Consider the following 20,577-nt stretch of genomic DNA (forward strand, 5'->3'; position numbering starts at 1 on the left):
GCCGACGCGAGATAAAAATCGCGCGCCGGCTCGGTGCTGACGAAACTGCTTACGACGCGCAGCGCGCGATGTCGAAGCGCATTTCCTCTTCGGGCGGATCGTCGGGTGCATTGGCCGGGCGCATAACCTTGATCACGGTGCTGCCGTTGAGCGGCGTCAGCGTGATGAAGTACGAGTTGCGTCCATCGGCGCCGACCGCGAGTTCGGTCGCGGCGCCCGCGTGCGAGGTGCGCACACGCGCGAGACGGTCTTCGAGGCACGCGGCAATCGCCGCGGGCGGACGCGACGACGACACGTACACCAACGGCACCGACGCATCGCGCGCGGGGCCGCTGGCGGAACCGCAGGCGGCGAGAGTGGCAGTGAGGGCGACAGCAGGGGCAAGCAGGAAAAGTCTTTTCATGGATCCGATCGTCGGCGTTCCCGGTCGTGCATGGGAAGGTGAGGCGCGGGCGAAGCGTGCCGCGCTGACGGGCAGCGCGATGCTTCGCGACGAAGCCGCGACGCGCGCGTCGTTCGTATTGCACGGCGGCGCATCTCGGCCGGGGGAGTATACCGAGCGCGCCGCGGCATCGTCACTACCCGCCGCCGTTCGTATGCGAGTGCGACTGCGAATCGTAAGGTCCACGAAAAAACCCGCGCCGTGATCGCAGCACGCGCGGGTGCGGGGGCTGCGCGAATCGCCGCACTCGCGCAGCCGCTGCTCGTAGAAGACCTGTCGCTATCAGAAGCGGTGACGCAGACCGATCGCGGCGGCCACCTGATTGTCGGTCGACGCCGGCGCGAGCGTGTTGATCGACGCGACGTTGCGGCCGAAGCTGCCGAACTTGCCCGACGCATGCTGATACACGCCTTCGATATACACGTCGGTGCGCGTGCTCAGCAGGTAATCGCCTTGCAGCGACACCGTATGCCAGCGCGGATCGCCCGAGCCGTTCGCGCCGCTCATCTTGCCGTTGGTGAACGTGTACGAACCGGCGAAGCTCAGCGCCGGCGTCAGTGCATAACGCCCGTTCACTTCATAGTTGTCCAGATGCAGATTGGTGCCGCCGATGCCCGGCAGCGTCGCGCCGCCGACATTCATGCCGGTGATCCCGTCAAGCTGCGAGTGGGTGTATACGAACGCGGCCACCGCGGGGCCGAACGCATAGCTGATACCCGCGCCGAACGAACGCTGCAGATTGGCGCCGATCGCCGAGGTGCCGTCGCCTTGCGACACCGCGCCGTTCAGGTTCGAGCTGCCCGAGTTGTTCAGTTGCAGATAGGCGGCGGCGAAACGCAGCGGGCCGTTGTCGTACGATGCGCCCGCGCTCCACGCGCGATTGTTCGAGAACTCGCCGGCCGCATTGCTGAAGCCGTACAGGCCGCCGAACTTCAGGCCGCCATAGTTCACGCTGGTGTACTTGACCGCGTTCCTGATCGAGAACGAGCTGGCCAGATTGTCGTTGTTGAACGGGTGGGCCGCGAGGTTGTTGCCGAAACCCTCGCCCGCTTCCGACAGCGGCGCCAGATAGTCGCTCACCGAGTCGTACTGACGGCCGAAGGTCAGCGTGCCGAAGTTGCTGCTCTGCAGGCCGACGAACACCTGGCGGTTGAACATTGTGCTGTTTTCGGTGTTGCGGCCGTTGCTCAGATCGAAGCCGTTTTCCAACGTGAACAGCGCGTGCATGCCGCCGCCGAGGTCTTCGCTGCCGCGCAGGCCGAAGTAGGTATTGGACAGCGCGCCGCTGCCTTGCTGCCAGTTGCTATGGCCGCCCTGATTGTTCGAATAGACGATGCCGGCGTCGAGCGAGCCGTACAACGTGACGCTGCTTTGCGCCTGCGCGGTGACGGCGAACGCGCCCAGCAGAGCGGCTGCGATAAGGGTTTTGTTCATCTTCTGATTACTCCGGAAAAGTGCATGGAGAACCCGTGTTCCAGCGATGAGGCGCTCATTGCGCTCGATGACTGGCGATTCGCGGCGCAGTGTATTCCGGTTGCACGGGTACTTGATTGCGCGCATTACAATAATTAATTCCGGTCTTTGGAAATGTAAAACGTAAACCGGTAAGTGCCGGCGTATAAAAGAACTGTCTTTTTGACAATTAAATGCGAGCGGCATTGTCAAGCGAAACGCCGTTGCCGGAGCGCGACGCCGACGGCGCGTATGCGCCTGTCGGCAAGCTTTCACGGCTACTGATTTCTACTATTTTGCGCAACGCAGTCTTGCGATCTGCCTATTAAACCAGGCCGGCCCGCCATTTATAATTCCGCTCGGCCCCTCTGACCAAGTGGGTCTTTTTCATTTTTACGCGCGGCCTGCGGGCCGCGTTTTTTTATCCCAATTTAAAAATGGAATTTATACGCTTTTAATGCGGGATAAAACAGTTTATTAGCGCGCCCGGACGGTTCGCGGTGGCCGCCGCGACTTGTCCGTTCGGCAGGGTGGCGGGGCGGCGCGGTCGCGGGCAGGTAAAATCGCGGGCTCGAATCTGTTTGATGCCTTGCGAAGTGAGTGAACCTGCGATGACCGACACGCCCTTGCCCTCGTCCGACATGGACGCCGAATTGCCGACCGAAGAATCGTCCGGAGCGGACGAAAGCGTGCACGAGGATCGTCTGTGGCGCGACAACGGCTGGACCGCGCGCGTGATCAAGAACGAAGACGACGACGGCTGGGCCGTCGAAATGATCAAGGACGGCGAGGCGGAGCCCGCGCTGGTCGGACCGTGGACGATGGGCCGCAACAAGAAGGACCCGAAGCCGCTCGACGTCTCCGCGTTCAACACGCTGGTGAAGACCGCGGCCGAGGTGCTGCGCCGTCACGAGCAGCAACTGCGCGCGCAACTGCACAAGACGCTGCGGGTGCCGAGCGCGGACGGCAACGACGAACTCGAAATCACGCTCGACATCATCCCCGACGATATCGAACCGTACGCGCTGCTGAGCGCGCTCGATATGTTCGGCGAACAGATCGCGCAGGTGCAGGTCGCGCCGACGTTCAAGCTCAGCAAGGCGAGCGCCGCGGCGTGGGTGGAAAACGAATTTCGCCGGCCGGGGTGAGCGGCAACTGGACAGCGCGGTGGTGAGCGAGCGGGCCGGAAGCGGCGCGGCCTAGCTGCGCTTGCAGAAAATCGCGGTGATCAGCGGCGCGACGTGATGCACGATGGCGGTGCTGCCGGCGTCCTGCAACGCACGTTTCACCTTGTCCTCGCTGCCGAACACGACCGCGCCGTACGCCGATTGCGCGAGCGGCTCGCCGTCGCCGACGCGGAACAGCGGATCGTCTTTTTCGAAGCCGACCACCGCGAACACCCGAAAGCCGAACGCGGTCAGATTGGCGTTGGAGACCGGCGAAAACGCGTTGATCGAATTGCGTTCGACATGGCTCGGCTTCGGGTCGATTAATTGTTGCTGTACAAGATCGGCGATGAACTGGTGGCCGCTCTCGTTGCAGGTCAGCGGCGTATCGAGTTCCACCGCGAACGACGGCAGCGGCAGCGCAAACGCCGCGAGCAACAGGACAGGGACAAGAAAACGGTTCATGAGCGGTTCATGAGCGGTTCATGAGTTTAGGCGACAGGTCCGCTTCGATGTCGTGGATTCACAACGGCCTTTGGCGCAGCGTCGCGGGCGGCGAAACGCCATGCATCGAAGGGATTTCGCTCGGCAGGCGCAACTGGATTCGCACTTTATCGCGATTCCCGCGATTGCGCTTTGTCGCCGGCATCGAAACGTGATTGTTCAAGCGCAAAGAAACGTACAGGATGAAAGCAATCTTTCACGATCCCGTATATATTTCCGGGTTATGACTTCGCAAGCCCAATCTCCATTAAACGTCCCATTGCCACGCACGTGGGACGCCCGGCTCGCCCGCCGGCTCGTGACACCGCTAGTCGATACCTGGGTCACGCCCAATCACCTGACCACGCTGCGCCTGTTGATCGGCGTAGCGGGCGCGTTGTGCCTTGCTCATGGCGGTTTTGCATGGGCCAATGCGGGCGCGCTGCTGATCGTGCTGTCGAACTTCGTCGATCATACGGACGGCGAACTCGCGCGTATCGGCGGCAAATCGAGCCGCATCGGTCATTTTTACGACCTCGCATGTGACGCGCTCGTCACCGTGATGCTGTTCGTCGGCATGGGCATCGGCGTCGGCGGCACTTCGCTCGGCAGCCTCAAGGTCTCGCCGGGCGTGCTCGGCGCAGTCGCCGGCGTGGCCGTCGCGCTGATTTTCTTTTTGCGCATGCGCATCGAGGACATGGCCGGCAAGGCCGGAACCAGGCAGGCGTCGCTCGGCGGCTTCGAGACCGAGGACGTGCTGTATCTACTGCCGATCGTCACGCTGACCAGCGTGACCGAGCCGTTCGTGGTGGTCGCGTCGATCGGCGCGCCGCTCTTCGCCGCGTGGGTCGTGGTCGATTACTGCCGCGTCGCGCGCCGCAGCGCGCGCCCGGCGGCTCCCGGCGCCGAAGCTTCCAAAACTCAACTTTGGGCCAGCGAATGAGTTTCCACGCCGAAGACGACGTGATCGCGCCCGTGTCGTCCGTTGCTCCCGCAGCCGCCCTCACGCCCGCGCCCGATCCGGACCGGGCGGTCGCGAGCCGCACGCGCACGTTCGACAACCCGCGCCTGCGCAAGGATTTCGCCGCTCAGGATGCGTTTCTGTATCTGGAAGACTTTCTCGCGCCCGAAGTCACCGCGCAGCTGATTCATAGCGCCCGCGCGCTGCTCGACGAAGTGAACCGCAACTATCTGCCGGGGCACAAGCAGGGCGGCAGCGTGAGCCGCCATACGATCGACCGGCTCGCGCCGTTCATCGCCGAGCTGTATCGCTCGAAGGAGCTGATCGGCTGGCTCGAGCAACTGAGCGGCGACAAGCTGCAGGTGTCGCCGGCCGACGATCCGCACGCGTATGCGCTGTATTACTACACGCGTCCCGGCGACCATATCGGCTGGCATTACGATACTTCGTACTACGACGGACGCCGCTATACGCTGCTGCTCGGCGTGATAGACGAATCGACTTGCCGGCTCGAGTACGAGCTGCATACGCGCAATCCGGACGTGCCGGACCAACCGGGCTCGGTGCAGATTCCGCCGGGCGGCCTGGTGTTTTTCGACGGCGACAAGCTGCGTCACCGGATTACGCCGGCCGGCGCGAACGAGATGCGCGTGTCGCTGACGTTCGAGTATGTGACCGACCCGAATATGCGGCCGTGGCGCCGCTTTATTTCCAATATGAAGGACGCGATCGCGTACTTCGGTTTCCGCCAGGTGTTCCGTCAGATGACCTCGCGCGCGAAGGACTCGGCATGAGTCGCGCGGCCGTACTTCTGCTGTCGATCGGCACGGCGCTGTTCGTCGGCCTGCTCGCGTGGCAGGGGTTCGGCTCGGTAGCCTCGACGCTGCTCGCGGCCGGCTGGGGGCTCGCGGTGGTCGCGTTGTTTCACCTCGTGCCGCTGGTGCTCGATGCCGGCGCGATTTCAGTCCTGCTCAAGCGTAACGAACCCGCGCGCGACGGCGCGCAGCCGCACCAGCCGTCGCTGCGCGATGCGCTGTTCGCGCGCTGGATCGGCGAATCGGTGAATAGCCTGTTGCCGGCCGGCCAGATCGGCGGTCCGGTCGTAATGGTGCGGCAGCTGTCGCAGCGCGGCATGCTGCTGCGCGACGCGGCCGCGGCGATTACCGTCAGCACGACCTGGCAGGCGCTCGCGCAAATCCTGTTCGCGCTCGGCGGCCTTGCGATGTTCGGCGCGTACGCCGCGCAGGGCACGCTGCACGACGTGCGCACCGCCACCCTCGTCGCGACCTGCGTGCTCGGCGCGCTGATCGCGCTGTTCTACTTCGCGCAGCGGCGCGGCCTGTTCGGCGGTTTGCTCGGGCTCGTGTCGAAGCTGTTCGGCAAGCGCGACTGGTCGTCGCTGATGACCCGCGCGGAATCGGTCGATGCCGCCGTGCAGGCGCTGTATGGCGAGCGCGGCCGGGTCGTCGCGAGCTTTCTGCTGAGCCTGGTCGGCTGGATCGTCGGCACGTTCGAGGTGTGGCTCGCGCTGCGTTTTCTCGGCCATCCGGTCGGCTGGCTCGACGCGCTGCTGCTCGAAAGCATCGGTCAGGCGATTCGCGGCGCGGCGTTTATGATTCCGGGTTCGCTCGGCGTGCAGGAGGGCGGCTATCTGCTGCTCGCGCCGCTGGTCGGTCTGCCGCCCGACGCGGCGCTGGCGTTGTCGCTCGCCAAGCGTGCGCGGGAACTCCTGCTAGGCCTGCCGGGCCTGCTGGTGCTGCATTTCAGCGAACGACGCTGGCAACGGCGGCGCGCCCCACGGCGCGCCCCGGTTGCCCATTGATCTCCGTATTTTTTCAAAGGACCGCGCATGCGCGCCATCATTCTCGCAGCGGGCCTCGGCCTGCGTCTTCAGCAGCCGCCGCAAGCCCAGTTCCCGAAGTGCCTGTTGCAGTTCGACGGCATGAGCCTGCTCGAACGGCATCTGCAGATGCTCGAAACCGCGGGCGTGACCGACGTCGTGCTGGCGCTCGGTTTCCAGCCGGAAGCGGTGCAGGCGGAACTCGCGCGGATCAACTGGCCGCATGCGGTCGAGACCGTGATCAACTCGCGCTTCGATCTGGGCAGCGTGCTGACCGTGCATACGGTGGCCGATGCGCTGACGCGCGGCGGCGATGTGCTGCTGATGGATGCGGACGTGCTGTACGACGAGCGCATCCTAAGCGCGCTGGTAGCCGGTAAAACAGTGAACCGTCTGCTGATCGACCGCGATTTCGAAGCGGGCGACGAGCCGGTCAAGCTGTGTCTGCAAGACGGTGTGCCGGTCGAGTTGCGCAAGCAACTGGCGGTCAATCTGGAGTACGACACGATCGGCGAGTCGGTCGGCTTCTTCCGCTTCCAGCAGGACACCGCGCGACGCTTTACGGAGATCGTCGCCGGTTATGTCGACAGCGGCCGGGCGAATATGCCGCACGAAGAAGCGGTGCGCGACCTGCTGCTCGAACGCAGCTCGGTGTTCGATACCGCGGACGTGACCGGCGCGCCGTGGATCGAGATCGACTTTCCGAACGACGTCGCGCGCGCGACCAACGAAATCCTGCCGCAGTTGCAGCCGCTGGTCAGCGCGTCGCGCTAACCATCTCGACGGCGCGCTCCACGAGCCGGTGTTTGCGCCGGCTCGTGGTTCGCGCAGCGCGTGCCGTCCGCGCTGCTAGCCTGCCCCCGCCTTGCCCATCTTGCTCACGTTGCCCGCGCCACTCCTTTGGCTAGCCGCGGCAAAATCCCCTCGCGCAACAACATTTGTTGCCGCCCCAATGCCATAATCGTCGCTTTCCTCCAAAGGCCTGGCCGCCCGTCGTTACGACAATGCTGCTCGCTTTAGGCACTTTCATCGTTCCGCTGATCGTCGCATGCGCGATGTTCATGGAAAACGTGGACGGCACGGTTATCGTGACGTCGCTGCCGGTTCTGGCGCGCGATCTCGGCCACGATCCGATTACCCTGAAGCTCGCGGTCACCGCGTATGTGATCGGCCTCGGCGTCTTTATCCCGATCTGCGGATGGGTCGCCGACCGCTTCGGCTCGCGCACCGTGTTCCGGACCGCGATCGGCATCTTTATGGCGGGCTCACTGATGTGCGCGGCCGCCACATCGCTGGATACCTTCGTGGTCGCGCGCTTCGTGCAGGGGATCGGCGGCGCGCTGATGGTGCCGGTCGGGCGCATCATTATTTTCCGTTCGCTGCCGAAATCGGAATTCATCCGCGCGATGAACTATCTGTCGATTCCGGCGCTGCTCGGCCCGGTGATCGGTCCGCCCCTCGGCGGCTTTATCACCACCTATCTGCACTGGCGGTTGATCTTCGTGATCAATCTGCCGATCGGTCTGCTCGGCATCTGGCTCACCAATAAATACATCGCCAATACGCGCGAGCCTCATCCGGGTCGGCTCGACTGGATCGGCTTCGTGCTGTCGGCGAGCGGCGCGTCGCTGTTTATGCTGGGCTTGTCGCTGGTCGGCGGCGAGCTGGTGTCGACCCGCAATTCGGTCGGTATGTGCGTGACCGGTGTCGTGCTATTGCTGATCTATGTCGCGTACGCGAATCGCGTCGCGTTGCCGGTACTCGATCTGCGTCTGCTGCGCATTCCGAGTTTTCATGCGAGCGTGGCCGGCGGTTCGTTGTTTCGTATCGGTCTCGGCGCGGTGCCGTTTCTATTGCCGCTCGCGTTGCAGGAAGGGCTCGGCATGACCGCGTTTCGCGCGGGCGCGATTACTTGCGCATCGGCTTTCGGCTCGATCTTTATGAAGACGATCGCGTCGCGCATTCTGGGCCATTTCGGCTTTCGCACCGTGCTGATGGCCAATGCCGCTTGCGCGGGTCTCGCAATCATGGTCTATGGGCTGTTTTTCCCCGGCACGCCGCATTCGGTGATCTGGTGCGTGGTGCTGGTCGGCGGCTTTTTCCCGTCGCTGCAATTTACCTCGCTCAATTCGCTCGCCTATGCGGATATTCCGGGTAGCGACGTGGGCCGCGCGACGAGTGTCGCGAGCGTGATCCAGCAGATGTCGCTCGGTCTCGGCGTAACGATTTCGGGCATCGTGCTGCAGATTTCGCATCGTCTGCAGGGCCATCCGAAGATCGTGTTCTCCGATTTCTGGCCGGCGTTTCTGGTGGTCGGCCTGTTCTCGTTTCTATCGATTCCGGTCACCGCGCGGATGCCGCGCGACGCCGGCGACGAGATCGCGCGAGGCAGCCGCGGGCGGGCGTAAGCGCCGCTCGCAGCCTTTCCCGCGTGTTCCTGGCGGCTTCGCAAATCCGGACGGCGCGTGTTATAAGCGCAGGACAGCTGAAATCTTCATACGGATTGCGTTGTCATTGTTCAGGAGGGCTTGAAGTTGTTCGGTCACATCAAATCAGCCAGCGGCCTCGCGCTGGTCGCACTCGTCACCGTTTCCAGCGGTTTTCTCCAGCCGACGCCGGCTAGTGCAAAGACGGCCGCCGCCCAGCCGGCCATTCTGACCGCCGCGGCGGTCGCGGTTCCCGATCGCTATAGCGCCGATACCGCCGAGCGGATTTTCAACGAAGGCGGCAATGCGGTCGATGCGGCCGTCGCGATCGCCTTTACGCTCGCGGTGACTTATCCGGAGGCGGGCAATATCGGCGGCGGCGGTTTTATGACGCTGTATGTCGACGGCAAACCGTACTTTCTCGACTATCGCGAACGCGCGCCGCTCGCGGCCACCAAAAACATGTATCTCGACGATAAAGGCGAAGTCGTGCCGGGCATGAGCCTCGTCGGTTATCGGGCGGTCGGCGTACCGGGGACCGTCGATGGGATGTGGCAGGCCCAGCGTCGGTTCGGCAAGCTCAAATGGAAGCAGGTGCTGGCGCCGGCCATCCACTATGCGCAAGACGGTTTCGAGGTCAGCGAGAAATTGCAGGCGCGCCGCGACGCGGCGGCGAAGAGCTTCGCGGGCAAGACCAATTTCGATACCTATTTCGGCAATCTGAAGCAGGGCGTGAATTTCACGCAGCCCGATCTGGCCGCGGTGCTGGAGCGGATCGCGCAGCAGGGCGCCAAAGATTTCTATACCGGCAAGACCGCCGATCTGATTGCCGCGTCGATGCGCGGCCACGGTCTGATTACCAAGGCCGATCTCGCGCAATACAAGGCCGCGTGGCGCGAGCCGGTGCAGGCCGAGTGGCGTGGCTATCGCGTGATTACCGCGCCGCCGCCGAGTTCGGGTGGCATCGGCCTCGTGCAGTTGCTGAAGATGAAGGCGGATCTTGCGCCGGACTTCAAGGGCGTGTCGCTCAATTCCCCGCAATATGTGCATCTGCTCGCGGAGATCGAGAAGCGCGTATTCGCGGATCGCGCGCAATATCTCGGCGATCCGGACTTCTATAACGTGCCGGTCGCGCAACTGATCGATGACGCGTACGTCGCCAGGCGTGCGGGCGAGGTCAATCCGAATGCGCCTTCCGATACGACGAGCGTGCAGGCGGGGCTCGGCACGTCGATGCCGGAGAAAGCGGAGACCACGCATTTTTCGGTGGTCGATAAATGGGGTAACGCGGTATCGAACACCTATACGCTCAATGGCCCATTCGGCGCGGGCGTGGTGGTCGACCGCGCGGGCATCGTGTTGAACGACGAGATGGACGACTTCTCGGCCAAGCCTGGCGCCGCGAATATGTTCGGCGTGGTGGGCAGCGACGCGAATGCGATCGAGCCGAAAAAGCGCCCGCTGTCGTCGATGACGCCGACCATTCTGACCCGCGACGGCAAGGTTGCGCTGGTGATCGGTACGCCGGGCGGCTCGCGTATTTTTACGTCGATCTTCCAGGTGATCAACAACCTCTACGACTACGAGATGCCGCTGCCCGATGCGCTTGCCGCGATGCGTTTCCATCATCAGCTATTGCCGGCGAATACGATTTTCTGGGAGCCGTATAAGCCGATCGACGGCGAGCTTGCGAAGCAGATCGAAGCGAAGGGCTATACGTTGTCGGGGCAGGGGTTCAACGGCGATATCCAGGTGATCAGGATCGACGGCGATAAGCCGGAGCCGGCGGCAGATCCGCGCGGGCGTGGGGTGGCGCGGGTGGTGAAGTAGGGTTGAGTGTAGGGTTCCGCGACGGCTGGGAAGGCCCATAATGAACTGATTTTTATGGGCTTTTTCGTCGCCGTGCCGGCTGGAATGTAGGGTTCGATGTAGGGTTGACTGTAGAGTCGTAAACCGGCCCCACGCCCCGCTGGCCGCAACGCGGCCAGCCTTGCCGATCACCCCGCCTGCTCCACCGGCGTCACCGTCAGTTCGACCCGCTGCGCGCCGCGCAGCACCGTCACATTCACCGGCCTGTCGATCCGCGAAGCGTCCAACGTGCGTTGCAGGCTATCCACATCGTGCACCGGCTGCGCGTCGATCGCGACGATCGTGTCGTCGGTGCGCAGGCCGCCAAGCGCGGCCGGGCTGCCCTTGACCAGCTCCATCACATGCACGCCGCTCGTCGCGCTCAGACCGAAATAGCGCTGCACGCGCCGCGATAGCGGCGTGGTGGTGCCGGCCACGCCGATATACGCGCGCCGCACCCGGCCATGCGCAAAGATCTGCATGATCACCCACTTCGCGGTATCGATCGCGGTCGCGAAGCAGATCGCCTGCGCGCCGGGGATGATCGCGGTATTCACGCCGATCACCTGACCCGCCGAATTGATCAGCGGCCCGCCGGAATTGCCCGGATTGAGCGCCGCGTCGGTCTGGATCACGTCGTAGATCATTCGACCCGAGTTCGAGCGCAGCGAACGGCCGAGCGCCGAAATCACACCGGTCGTCACCGTCTGTTGCAGACCGAGCGGATTGCCGACCGCAATCGCGATCTGCCCGACCCGCAGCTTCGACGAATCGCCCAGCTCGACATGCGGCAGTGGTTCCGGCGAACCGATCCGCAGTACCGCCAGATCGCTGCCGGGGTCGTCGCCGACCAGATCGGCGTCGAACTTCGTGCCGTCGGCGAGCGTCACCTGGATATGCGTCGCGCCATGCACGACATGACTATTGGTCAGCAGATAGCCGTCGGGCGTGAATAGAAAACCCGAACCGCTGCCGCCGCGCGCGCCGCGGCCTTGCGCGGAAGGCTCGCCGGGCAGCCGGCGTTCGACCGCGATAAACGCGACCGCCTGCTGCACGCGTTCCAGCGCGCCGATTACGGTGCGCGAGTACGCATCGAGCAGCGCGTCGTCGTCGGGGTTGAGTAGGGCGGTGGATTGGGGCCTTGGGGCGTCGGAGGCGGCGCTCGTCAGGTCATCGATGAAGCGTGGGCGGCTTCCCATTGCGATGCTCCGGATAAACGGGTTGCGAAATGCGGGGCGCCGCGCGGCTTTTCAAGGGTACCCTTACGCTCATGCCAACCACCCGCCGCCTGTCACGCGCCACGGAGACCCCGCTATGTCCGCAGCCGCCTTTTCAGCGTCACCCTCCACGCCAACCGAACCGCGTATCGAATCGCTCAGCGCGATCACCCTCGCGACCGCCGATATGCAGCGCGCGGTGCCGTTCTATCTGGCGCTCGGCTTTCCGCTCAAGTTCGGCGGTCCGCGGGAAGCATTCACGTCGTTCGAATTCGGCGGCTCGTATCTGAACCTGATCGCCGATCCCCGCGCGCCGGTCAACTGGTGGGGCCGCGTGATTATCTATGTTTCGGATGTCGATGCGATCTATCGCACGGCGCTCGCGGCCGGATTGCAGCCGTCGTTTGCGCCGGCGGACGCCCCGTGGGGCGAGCGCTATTTCCATATCACCGATCCCGATGGCCACGAACTGAGCTTTGCGCGACCGCTGCGTTAGCGTTGAAAGACGCGGTAACCGACGCGAAGCTTCGGGCAGACGCGGGCTGAACCAGCCGCCGGCGGCGGCTTCGCGCGCAAAACTCGCTATCATGAAGATCGCCCCAGGCGCGCCGGTTGCGGTAATACGCGTGACACCTCGCGCTTCGACAATCGAACGCGCCCGCGTCGCGCTTGCCGCCGCGCGCCATTCCATTCCTGTTGCGAGGAGAGCCGCAATGAAAGAGCCGGACCCGAGATCGGAAGCCGAACTGATGGCGGAGCGGCAGCGCCGTTTCGAGGAAGACCTGATCGATGCCTACGACGAAGAACTCGAAATGGAAGTCGACGATCGGATCCTCGACGGTCCTGACGGCTTTACCGCCGAGTATCGCGAGTCGCGCAAGCACTATTTCCGCGAACTGTTCCGGCTGCAGGGCGAACTGGTCAAGCTGCAGGACTGGATCGTCCACACCGGTCATCGGCTGGTGGTGATTTTCGAGGGCCGCGATGCGGCCGGTAAAGGCGGCGCGATCAAGCGCATCACGCAGCGGCTCAATCCGCGCGTATGCCGCGTCGCCGCGCTGCCCGCGCCGAACAATCGCGAGCGCACGCAATGGTATTTCCAGCGTTACGTTTCGCATTTGCCGGCCGGCGGCGAAATGGTGCTGTTCGATCGCAGCTGGTATAACCGCGCGGGTGTCGAGCGCGTAATGAACTTCTGCACCGACGACGAGTACGAAGAGTTCTTCCGCTCGGTGCCCGAGTTCGAAAAGATGCTGGTGCGCAGCGGCGTGCAGATTCTCAAGTACTGGTTTTCGATTACCGACGAAGAGCAGGAAATCCGCTTCCAGAACCGGATTCACGATCCGCTCAAGCAGTGGAAACTGAGCCCGATGGATCTGGAAAGCCGGCGTCGCTGGGAAGCCTATACGCAGGCAAAAGAGGTGATGCTGCAGCGCTCGCATATTCCGGAGGCGCCCTGGTGGGTCGTGCAGGCGGTCGACAAGAAACGCGCGCGTCTGAACTGCATTCATCATCTGCTTAGCCAGGTGCCGTATCACGAGATCGAGCATCCGCAGATCGAATTGCCGTCGCGTGTTTATCACGAGGACTATAGCCGTCAGCCGGTGCCGCAGGCGATGATCGTGCCCGAAACATATTGATAGCGAGCCGCGCGTCGCGCGGCGGCCCAATAAAAAAGCGCGGTACTTTATGTACCGCGCTTTTTTTGTCCTTGAAGCTACGCTTGTCCGCGCTTAGAACACCGTGCGAAATAACCAGTACAGGCCGGCCGCGAGCCCGATCGACGCGGGCAACGTCAGCACCCAGGCCAGCAGCAGACTGCGCACCGTGCCCCATTGCAGACCCGAACCGTTGGCGGCCATCGTGCCGGCCACGCCGGACGACAGCACATGGGTCGTCGATACCGGCAGGCCATACACATCGGCGGCGCCGATCGTAACCATCGCGACGACTTCGGCGGCGGCGCCTTGCCCATAGGTCAGATGCTGCTTGCCGATCTTCTCGCCGACCGTTACGACGATGCGCTTCCAGCCGACCATCGTGCCGAGCCCCAGCGCGATCGCCACCGCGACTTTGACCCACGTCGGAATAAATTTGGTGGCGCCGTCGATCTGCTTTCTGAAGTTGCCGATGACCTTGGCGTCCTCGGCTGAGAACTGCGGCTGATTGGCCTTTTGCATCAAACGAATCGCCTCGGATGTCACATACATGTTGTTGCGCACGTTATCGACGACGCTCTGCGGCACCGCGGCCATCGAACCATACGAGCCGACCTGCTGGCCGATCTGCGCGGTCAATTGCTGCAAGGCCGGCAGCGTGGCGGGCGTCAGCTGCCGGGTGCGCACGAATTGCTCGACATCGGCACGCGGGTTCGCCGAAGGCGCCGCGCCCTGGGTGTGGCGGGCGAGCATCGCCGACGTCTGCTGCGCGACGGCGATGAAGTTCTGCGTCTGCTCGGTTGTGACCGCCTTGTTCAGCGCATACGCGGTGGGCACCGTGCCGATCAGGATCAGCATGATCAGGCCCATGCCTTTCTGGCCGTCGTTCGAACCGTGCGCGAACGACACGCCGGTGCAGGTCAGAATCAGCAAACAGCGAATCCAGAACGGCGGCGGCTCTTTGCCTTGCGGCTCGGCATAGAGCGCCGGCACCCGCACCAGCGCTTTGAGAATCAGCAGCAACAGACCGGCGAGCAGAAAGCCGATCAGCGGCGAGAACAGCAGCGACTTGCCGACGCCGAGTGCCTGATTCCAGTCGACCCCGCTCGTGCCGTTTGCGCCATGCAGCATCTGGTTCATCAGACCGACGCCGATGATCGAGCCGATCAGCGTATGCGAACTCGACGACGGCAGGCCGAAATACCAGGTGCCGAGATTCCAGATAATCGCGGCGATCAGCAGTGCGAACACCATCGCGAAGCCGGCGCTGCTGCCGACCTGCAGAATCAGTTCGACCGGCAGCAGTTGCAGGATGCCGAATGCAACCGCGCCGCTCGAAGTGAGCACGCCGAGAAAATTCCACGCACCCGACCACACGACCGCGAGATTGGGCGTTAGCGAATGGGTATAGATCACGGTGGCCACCGCGTTGGCCGTATCGTGAAAGCCATTGACGAACTCGAAGCCGAGTGCGATTAGCAGCGCAACGCCCAACAGCAGATACGGCAATACCGAGCTTTCGCGCACGGACTGTAAATCGTCGAGGAGATGGACCGCGCAATATACGATGCCGCCCGCCAGCAGGGCCAGAAAAATAAACAGTCCGAAGTTACGCCCTTTGCCGCTAGCGGCGCCGGGTTGCGGATACGAAAGTTCCGGCATGGCATAAGCCTCAAAAGGTTGTCGCGGACTCCCGATGCTGCTGGCGTGATGTGTCGCAATGATGACAATTGCATGACGGCGCCGCAGCGCCGCCAGAACGGGTGCGGCACGGGGCTTGCGCCGCTTGTCGCAGGGATGAATCGAACCTCCGCTGGGCGGGTCGGAAAAATTCAGAAATCCGAACTACAACAGTGAAAAAACTACACCGGGAAAGGCTATGAAACAAACGGCGAATACGTTGTGCCCCCTACGAGTATTCGCTTGAATCTGCTTGAATTGGGTTGCTGCGCTGCGTGCGCTGGGAACGCGCCGATGCGCATGCGAATCCCCCGCGTGCACCGTTTTTGCTACGCTGAACTTATCGTCATCTGTCGAGGAGCGTCGATGAAGTCTGACAGCGAAAGTACTCTGCAGCCCACTCCCGAAGCCTCCGCGCAACAGGCTTTCGGCGCCTATGCGGGGCCGCTGATCGGCGAGACGATCGCGCTGGCCGATGCGGTCCATGACGATCCGTCGCCCGAAGCGCTGCACAAACTGCGCGTCTCGTTGCGGCGCGTGCGTTCCTTGTGGTGGGCATTCGCGCCGCTGCTGGACAAGGGCGAAAACGCCCGGCAACGCGCGGTCTACCAGTTTCTGGCGACGGCGGCCGGCAAGACCCGCGACTGGGACATCCTGATCGAACTGCTGAAAGATCAACCGGGCGGCGCCAAGGATCTGTTGCCGAAGCTGCAGCAGGCGCGCGGCGAAACGCTCGCGGTCAGCCGCGACACGCTGCTCAATGCCGACGTCAAGCATCTGCTGCGCGACGCGTTCACGACCACGACCGCGCAGCTGAATACCGCGCATATGCCGCGCATTGCACTGCACAAGTTCGCCGCCAAACGCGTGAACGCATCGGAGCGCACGCTAAAAAAACGCATCAAGCGCGCGCGGCGCGCGAAGCGTTCCGACTATGCGGCTTTTCACGAAGTCAGAAAGGCAGGCAAAAAATTGCGCTATCTGTTCGAGTTTTTCGGGCCGCAATTGCAGGGCGGCCATAAGCGCATGCTGAAGCGTCTGAAACGACTGCAAAAGCGCTTCGGGATGCTGAACGACACCGTCGCCAGCGCGACGCTATTGCGCGACAACGCCGCGTTAGTAAGCGCCAGCGGGAGCGGCAGCGGCGAGATAGACGCCGCGCTGGACTGGCTGAACAGGGAGCGCAAACGCCGTCTGCGCGCGGCGGCAAAATTGCTCGACTGAGTCTGCTCGTCGGGGTCTACGCGACTTCCTCACGCGCGTCGCCCGCTGCGGGGCGCGAAGCCGCGTAACGTCACCGCGCCCTGGGTCGCGTCGCGCAGCCAGGGCGCCGCCTGGTTGGCCGTCGCGTCGTTTGCCGCGGCCGGCAGGCCGACCGGAAAGCCGCGCCGTTGCCATGCATCGAGTCCGCCGCGCAGCGCCCGAATCCGCGTATAGCCGTTGCCGCGCATCCGTTGCGACACTTCGGCCGCGGTCGTGTGGTCCGGACAAATGCAGTAGATCACCACGTCATGCGCGCGCAGTGCGCCGTCGAGTTGCTCGGGACTATGGGGATCGAGCGCGAGCGCGCCGGGGAAATAGCGCTGCAGTTCGACGAGCGGTGCGCCGGGGCGCGTATCGAGCACACGCGACGGCGCGATGCGGCCGATCGGGCCGAAGCGTCCCCAGCGACCCGCGACGGGGACGGCGGCCGGCCGCGTGGCTGGCGGCGCGGATTCGTCCGGCGTGGCCGGCCACGACCCGCGCTGCGGCGCGGGCGCCGGCGCGCCCAACATCGGCGCGCTGCGCCGCGCGGCGGCCATCGCCAGCAGACGCCGCTGGCGATGGCGTAGATACAGCCGGTAACCCAGATAGAGGAGCGCCACGCCGACCAGCATGTCGGCCAGCGTGCCGCCGCGCGCGACCACAAATTCGCGCAGCATACGCAGTTCGCGTTCGATCGCGGCGCCGCCGAGCAACCAGACGCTCGCCCACGCGAGCACGCTGGCGAACTCCCACAGCGCGTAGAGACGGACATCGACGGCAGTCGTGCCCATCAGCGGCGGCGTGATCAGCCCGAGCCCGGGCACGAACTTCGAGACCGACACGAGCGGCACGCCATAGCGTTCGAATAGCGAGCGCGCGAGGTCGAGCTTCGCATCGACGGCCGGCGACAGGCGGCCGAGCCATGCCAGCAGCGTGCGTCCATACAGACGCCCGGCGGCGAACCACGTGCCGTCGCCGATCAGCGCGCCGAGCATCGCCGCGCCGAGGATCGGCCAGAACGACAGCGTGCCGGCGGCGATCGCCGAGCCGGCGAACAGCAGCACCGGCACGGCCGGAATCGGCAAGCCGAGGCGCGTCAGCAGAACGTTCGCAAAGACGATCGCGCTGCCCCAGCTGGCAACCGCCGACGTCGGAAACTCGAGCAATTGAGGCGCTCCTGTTGCTGCGGTTGAAGCGGCGGTTGAAGTGGCGGTTGAAGTGGCGGTTGAAGTGGCGGTTGAAGCGGCGTCGAGCCGGCGGTCCGACGCCGTTCAGGTATTGGGCACCGCCATCACGCCGGGACTGCCGACGATCGACAGAAACTCGCGCCGCGTCGACGGATCGGTGCGGAAGGTGCCGATCATGCGCGAGGTGACCATCGTCACGCCGGCCTTGTGCACGCCGCGCGTGGACATGCACTGGTGCGCGGCTTCGAGAATCACGCCGACGCCCGCCGGTTGCAGCACGTCGTTCAGTGTATCGGCGATCTGCACTGTCATCTTTTCCTGGATCTGCAGCCGCTTCGCGAACGCATCGACCAGCCGCGCGAGTTTCGAGATGCCGACCACCCGGTGATTCGGCAGATACGCGACGTGCGCTCGGCCGATGATCGGCACCATATGGTGTTCGCAATAGCTTTCGAAGCGGATGTCCTTCAGCACGATCATTTCGTCGTAGCCGTCCACTTCGGAGAAGGTGCGCGTGAGGATCTCGCGTGGGTCGGTCTGGTAGCCCGCGAAGAACTCCTCGTACGCGCGCACGACACGCGCCGGCGTATCGAGCAGGCCTTCGCGCTTCGGGTCGTCGCCGGCCCAGCGCAACAGCACGCGCACGGCCGCCTCGGCTTCATCGCGGCTCGGACGTTCGACGGCCGCTGCGGGTTTGGTTTTCTTTGCCTTGCTGCTGGTCATGCGTCGCTCCTTCTGGATCGCGCGCCGACGCGGCGGGTTGCGCGCGGGGTCAGTAACTGATTCGGCCATTGTTCCATGTTTTTGCGTCGCGGGGTGCCGCTGCGCCTGCCGGCGTCGCGTACTTCGGCCACTCGTCGAGCGCATCGTTGAACAGTTCGGCGACCACGCCGCGCAGCCAGCCGCCGCGCGGATCGTTATGAAACTTGCGATGCCAGTGCTGGCGCAGATCGAAGTGCGGCAACGGCAGCGGCGGCTCGACCAGCGTGATCGAAGCGTGCTCGGACACATACGCGAAGCCGATCGCGTGCGGGACCGTGGCGAGCAGATCGGTGCGCGCGAGGATAAACGGCAGGCTCATGAAGTGCGGCGTCTCGAGCACCGCGCGACGCTTGATGCGCTTCTTCTCCAGATATTGTTCGAGCACTTCCTGGCTGCGGCCCTCGGCGCGCACCACCGCATGGCCGGACGCGACGTATTGGTCGAGCGTAAGCGGCCCTTCGGCGAGCGGATGGCCGCTGCGCATCAGGCAGATGAAACGATGGGTGAAGAGCCGCTGCTGAAAAAAGTTGGTGCCCGCCAGATCGGGGAAATAGCCGACCGCCAGATCGACGTCGCCCGATTCGAGCCCGCGTTCGACCTGCGCGGGCGACAACGAGACCGAGCGCAGATTCGCGTGCGGCGCGCGCTGCGCAAAAAGCTGCAACAGCCGCGGCAGAAACACGATCTCGCCGACGTCGGAGAGCGCGATCGAGAACGTATGGGTGCTGGTCGCCGGATCGAAATCCTGCACGTCGAGCATGCCTTTTTCGATTCGCAGCAGCGCGTCGCGCGCGGCCGGCAGGATCGCCAGCGCGCGCGGCGTCGGTTCCATGCCTTTCGAGGTGCGCACGAACAGCGGGTCGTCGAAGTATTCGCGCAGCCGGCCGAGCGCGGTGCTCACGCGCGGTTGGCTCACGCCCAATTGTTCGGCCGCGCGGCTCACGTTGCGCGTGTCTTCCATCGCGACCAGGTAGGGGATCAGATTAAGATCCAGGGATGTCTCGGACATGCTTGTTATGTTTGGGCTAGGACAAGCGGGCAGGCAAATGCGGGCACGGGCGGCACGCAGCGCCGTTATCGCTGAACGTTATAAAGCCTAGGTGAAAAATCGCCCGTCAGCATAGTCGGATTTGCCGTAGCCGGCGTTTTCGCGCGCAACCTGGCGCACCTCACGGAGCACGCCCCGGCGCATAGCGGCTCGCTGCCGCCGTCTTTTGACGCCTATCATGAAGGGGGTTTTCCTGCCTTGACAAGCCGGCCGCTGCGCAACCATAATCGCCGCAGCGTTCGCTAAACGAATCACTGTTCATATACCGAACTTTCTGGCTATATCGAGCAACCCGGTGGTGAACCAACCGAAGGCGCCAGCCCGCTTCGCAGCGCGCGAGCCGTCGCCAGCATTGCCCGGAGCCTGTTTCCGCGCGAGCCTTGCCGCGAGCCTGACCGGTGAGGGCTGTCAGCCCTACGGCACGTAGCGCCCCCAAAGGAAATTCGACATGATCAACAAGATTTTCGAGACACTTCAATCGGCGGTCGCCGATGTCCACGACGGCGCGACCGTCATGATCGGCGGCTTCGGCACGGCCGGCATGCCGTCCGAGCTGATCGACGCGCTGATCGAGCAGGGCGCGCGCGACCTGACCATCGTCAACAACAACGCAGGTAACGGCGACATCGGCCTCGCGGCGCTGCTCAAAGCCAAGCGCGTGCGCAAGATCATCTGCTCGTTCCCGCGCCAGACCGATTCGTATGTGTTCGACGCGCTCTATCGCGCCGGCGAAATCGAACTCGAACTCGTGCCGCAAGGCAACCTCGCCGAGCGCATCCGCGCGGCGGGCGCCGGCATCGGCGGCTTCTTCACGCCGACCGCGTACGGCACCAAGCTCGCCGAAGGCAAGGAAACGCGCCTGATCGACGGCAAGCACTATGTGCTCGAAGCGCCGCTGCACGCCGACTTCGCGCTGATCAAGGCGTACAAGGGCGACCGCTGGGGCAACCTGACCTATCGCAAGACCGCGCGTAACTTCGGCCCGATCATGGCGAGCGCCGCGAAGACCGCGATCGTCCAGGTGTCGCAAGTGGTGCCGCTCGGCGCGCTCGATCCGGAAGTGATCGTCACGCCCGGCATCTTCGTGCAACGCGTGATCGAAGTGCCGCAAGCGGCACATGCCCCGGCGCCGAATCCTCACGACGCCGCTGCCTGAACCGGA

Annotated in this window: 19 protein-coding genes and 1 pseudogene; 12 read left to right on the forward strand and 8 right to left on the reverse strand. The window is 64.1% G+C overall.

The window, feature by feature from the left end:
• Positions 1-49 precede the first annotated feature (49 nt).
• Positions 50-403, reverse strand: coding sequence for a hypothetical protein (locus LJ656_RS10100; RefSeq protein ID WP_075297201.1), 354 nt, complete (start codon positions 401-403; stop codon positions 50-52).
• Here LJ656_RS10100 and LJ656_RS10105 point away from each other — a divergent pair.
• On the forward strand, positions 402-647 hold the full coding sequence (locus tag LJ656_RS10105; RefSeq protein WP_230509209.1) for a hypothetical protein: 246 nt from the start codon (positions 402-404) through the stop codon (positions 645-647). The genes LJ656_RS10100 and LJ656_RS10105 overlap by 2 nt on opposite strands.
• Before the next feature lie 77 nt (positions 648-724).
• Here the strand turns inward: LJ656_RS10105 and LJ656_RS10110 are convergent, their stop codons facing one another.
• The gene (locus tag LJ656_RS10110) at positions 725-1,876 is read right to left on the reverse strand and encodes a porin (protein ID WP_230509211.1); all 1,152 of its coding nucleotides are present in this window, start codon (positions 1,874-1,876) and stop codon (positions 725-727) included.
• A gap of 629 nt (positions 1,877-2,505) precedes the next feature.
• Here LJ656_RS10110 and LJ656_RS10115 point away from each other — a divergent pair.
• Complete coding sequence (locus tag LJ656_RS10115; protein ID WP_230509212.1) at positions 2,506-3,042, forward strand: hypothetical protein; 537 nt, start codon at positions 2,506-2,508, stop codon at positions 3,040-3,042.
• 51 nt (positions 3,043-3,093) lie between these two features.
• Here the strand turns inward: LJ656_RS10115 and LJ656_RS10120 are convergent, their stop codons facing one another.
• Positions 3,094-3,525: a hypothetical protein gene (locus tag LJ656_RS10120; RefSeq protein WP_230509214.1), complete on the reverse strand. Its 432-nt coding sequence runs from the start codon at positions 3,523-3,525 to the stop codon at positions 3,094-3,096.
• Positions 3,526-3,787: 262 nt separating this feature from the next.
• On the opposite strand from LJ656_RS10120, the gene LJ656_RS10125 reads away from it, so the two are divergent.
• From LJ656_RS10125 to ggt, 6 genes are all read left to right on the forward strand, one after another.
• A complete protein-coding gene (locus LJ656_RS10125; RefSeq protein ID WP_230509215.1) occupies positions 3,788-4,486 on the forward strand; it encodes a CDP-alcohol phosphatidyltransferase family protein in 699 nt (232 codons plus the stop codon).
• The gene (locus tag LJ656_RS10130; RefSeq protein WP_230509217.1) at positions 4,483-5,298 is read left to right on the forward strand and encodes a 2OG-Fe(II) oxygenase family protein; all 816 of its coding nucleotides are present in this window, start codon (positions 4,483-4,485) and stop codon (positions 5,296-5,298) included. The genes LJ656_RS10125 and LJ656_RS10130 overlap by 4 nt, the downstream gene beginning before the upstream one ends.
• Positions 5,295-6,326, forward strand: a complete 1,032-nt coding sequence (locus LJ656_RS10135; protein WP_230509218.1) for a lysylphosphatidylglycerol synthase domain-containing protein — start codon at positions 5,295-5,297, stop codon at positions 6,324-6,326. Before LJ656_RS10130 ends, LJ656_RS10135 begins: the two co-directional genes overlap by 4 nt.
• Before the next feature lie 27 nt (positions 6,327-6,353).
• The gene (locus LJ656_RS10140; RefSeq protein ID WP_230509219.1) at positions 6,354-7,118 is read left to right on the forward strand and encodes a phosphocholine cytidylyltransferase family protein; all 765 of its coding nucleotides are present in this window, start codon (positions 6,354-6,356) and stop codon (positions 7,116-7,118) included.
• 230 nt (positions 7,119-7,348) lie between these two features.
• The gene (locus tag LJ656_RS10145) at positions 7,349-8,752 is read left to right on the forward strand and encodes an MFS transporter (protein WP_230509220.1); all 1,404 of its coding nucleotides are present in this window, start codon (positions 7,349-7,351) and stop codon (positions 8,750-8,752) included.
• Between the two features lie 120 nt (positions 8,753-8,872).
• Positions 8,873-10,600, forward strand: a complete 1,728-nt coding sequence (ggt, locus tag LJ656_RS10150) for a gamma-glutamyltransferase (RefSeq protein ID WP_230509222.1) — start codon at positions 8,873-8,875, stop codon at positions 10,598-10,600.
• Positions 10,601-10,767: 167 nt separating this feature from the next.
• On the opposite strand, the gene LJ656_RS10155 is transcribed toward ggt, so the two are convergent.
• Positions 10,768-11,817 (reverse strand): S1C family serine protease, encoded by a 1,050-nt coding sequence (locus tag LJ656_RS10155; protein WP_230509223.1) that lies wholly within the window; start codon positions 11,815-11,817, stop codon positions 10,768-10,770.
• A 115-nt stretch (positions 11,818-11,932) separates the two neighbouring features.
• Between LJ656_RS10155 and LJ656_RS10160 the strand changes: the two genes are divergently transcribed.
• A complete protein-coding gene (locus LJ656_RS10160; RefSeq protein WP_230509225.1) occupies positions 11,933-12,331 on the forward strand; it encodes a VOC family protein in 399 nt (132 codons plus the stop codon).
• Between the two features lie 217 nt (positions 12,332-12,548).
• Positions 12,549-13,475, forward strand: a complete 927-nt coding sequence (gene ppk2, locus LJ656_RS10165; RefSeq protein WP_230509227.1) for a polyphosphate kinase 2 — start codon at positions 12,549-12,551, stop codon at positions 13,473-13,475.
• 93 nt (positions 13,476-13,568) lie between these two features.
• Here the strand turns inward: ppk2 and LJ656_RS10170 are convergent, their stop codons facing one another.
• Complete coding sequence (locus tag LJ656_RS10170; protein WP_230509228.1) at positions 13,569-15,155, reverse strand: inorganic phosphate transporter; 1,587 nt, start codon at positions 15,153-15,155, stop codon at positions 13,569-13,571.
• Between the two features lie 384 nt (positions 15,156-15,539).
• Here LJ656_RS10170 and LJ656_RS10175 point away from each other — a divergent pair, with 384 nt between their 5' ends.
• A complete protein-coding gene (locus tag LJ656_RS10175) occupies positions 15,540-16,397 on the forward strand; it encodes a CHAD domain-containing protein (protein WP_230509229.1) in 858 nt (285 codons plus the stop codon).
• 29 nt (positions 16,398-16,426) lie between these two features.
• Here the strand turns inward: LJ656_RS10175 and LJ656_RS10180 are convergent, their stop codons facing one another.
• The 3 genes and pseudogenes from LJ656_RS10180 to LJ656_RS10190 form a co-directional block, all read right to left on the reverse strand.
• Positions 16,427-17,584, reverse strand: a complete 1,158-nt coding sequence (locus tag LJ656_RS10180; protein ID WP_230509231.1) for a VTT domain-containing protein — start codon at positions 17,582-17,584, stop codon at positions 16,427-16,429.
• Between the two features lie 105 nt (positions 17,585-17,689).
• Positions 17,690-18,328, reverse strand: coding sequence for a GTP cyclohydrolase I FolE (gene folE, locus LJ656_RS10185; protein ID WP_230509233.1), 639 nt, complete (start codon positions 18,326-18,328; stop codon positions 17,690-17,692).
• Between the two features lie 121 nt (positions 18,329-18,449).
• Positions 18,450-19,376: pseudogene (locus tag LJ656_RS10190) on the reverse strand (LysR family transcriptional regulator); the annotation flags it as partial.
• A 487-nt stretch (positions 19,377-19,863) separates the two neighbouring features.
• Here LJ656_RS10190 and LJ656_RS10195 point away from each other — a divergent pair.
• Positions 19,864-20,571: a 3-oxoacid CoA-transferase subunit A gene (locus LJ656_RS10195; protein WP_075297241.1), complete on the forward strand. Its 708-nt coding sequence runs from the start codon at positions 19,864-19,866 to the stop codon at positions 20,569-20,571.
• Positions 20,572-20,577: the final 6 nt, after the last annotated feature.

It is taken from the genome of Paraburkholderia sejongensis (genome assembly GCF_020880815.1).
GTDB lineage: Bacteria > Pseudomonadota > Gammaproteobacteria > Burkholderiales > Burkholderiaceae > Paraburkholderia > Paraburkholderia sejongensis.

Coding starts and splice junctions, on each gene's coding strand:
- LJ656_RS10105 (WP_230509209.1), top strand. CDS start 402: ATGGATCCGATCGTCGGCGTTCCCGGTCGTGCATGGGAAGGTGAGGCG.
- LJ656_RS10100 (WP_075297201.1), bottom strand. CDS start 403: ATGAAAAGACTTTTCCTGCTTGCCCCTGCTGTCGCCCTCACTGCCACT.
- LJ656_RS10110 (WP_230509211.1), bottom strand. CDS start 1,876: ATGAACAAAACCCTTATCGCAGCCGCTCTGCTGGGCGCGTTCGCCGTC.
- LJ656_RS10115 (WP_230509212.1), top strand. CDS start 2,506: ATGACCGACACGCCCTTGCCCTCGTCCGACATGGACGCCGAATTGCCG.
- LJ656_RS10120 (WP_230509214.1), bottom strand. CDS start 3,525: ATGAACCGTTTTCTTGTCCCTGTCCTGTTGCTCGCGGCGTTTGCGCTG.
- LJ656_RS10125 (WP_230509215.1), top strand. CDS start 3,788: ATGACTTCGCAAGCCCAATCTCCATTAAACGTCCCATTGCCACGCACG.
- LJ656_RS10130 (WP_230509217.1), top strand. CDS start 4,483: ATGAGTTTCCACGCCGAAGACGACGTGATCGCGCCCGTGTCGTCCGTT.
- LJ656_RS10135 (WP_230509218.1), top strand. CDS start 5,295: ATGAGTCGCGCGGCCGTACTTCTGCTGTCGATCGGCACGGCGCTGTTC.
- LJ656_RS10140 (WP_230509219.1), top strand. CDS start 6,354: ATGCGCGCCATCATTCTCGCAGCGGGCCTCGGCCTGCGTCTTCAGCAG.
- LJ656_RS10145 (WP_230509220.1), top strand. CDS start 7,349: ATGCTGCTCGCTTTAGGCACTTTCATCGTTCCGCTGATCGTCGCATGC.
- LJ656_RS10155 (WP_230509223.1), bottom strand. CDS start 11,817: ATGGGAAGCCGCCCACGCTTCATCGATGACCTGACGAGCGCCGCCTCC.
- LJ656_RS10160 (WP_230509225.1), top strand. CDS start 11,933: ATGTCCGCAGCCGCCTTTTCAGCGTCACCCTCCACGCCAACCGAACCG.
- ppk2 (WP_230509227.1), top strand. CDS start 12,549: ATGAAAGAGCCGGACCCGAGATCGGAAGCCGAACTGATGGCGGAGCGG.
- LJ656_RS10170 (WP_230509228.1), bottom strand. CDS start 15,155: ATGCCGGAACTTTCGTATCCGCAACCCGGCGCCGCTAGCGGCAAAGGG.
- LJ656_RS10175 (WP_230509229.1), top strand. CDS start 15,540: ATGAAGTCTGACAGCGAAAGTACTCTGCAGCCCACTCCCGAAGCCTCC.
- folE (WP_230509233.1), bottom strand. CDS start 18,328: ATGACCAGCAGCAAGGCAAAGAAAACCAAACCCGCAGCGGCCGTCGAA.
- LJ656_RS10195 (WP_075297241.1), top strand. CDS start 19,864: ATGATCAACAAGATTTTCGAGACACTTCAATCGGCGGTCGCCGATGTC.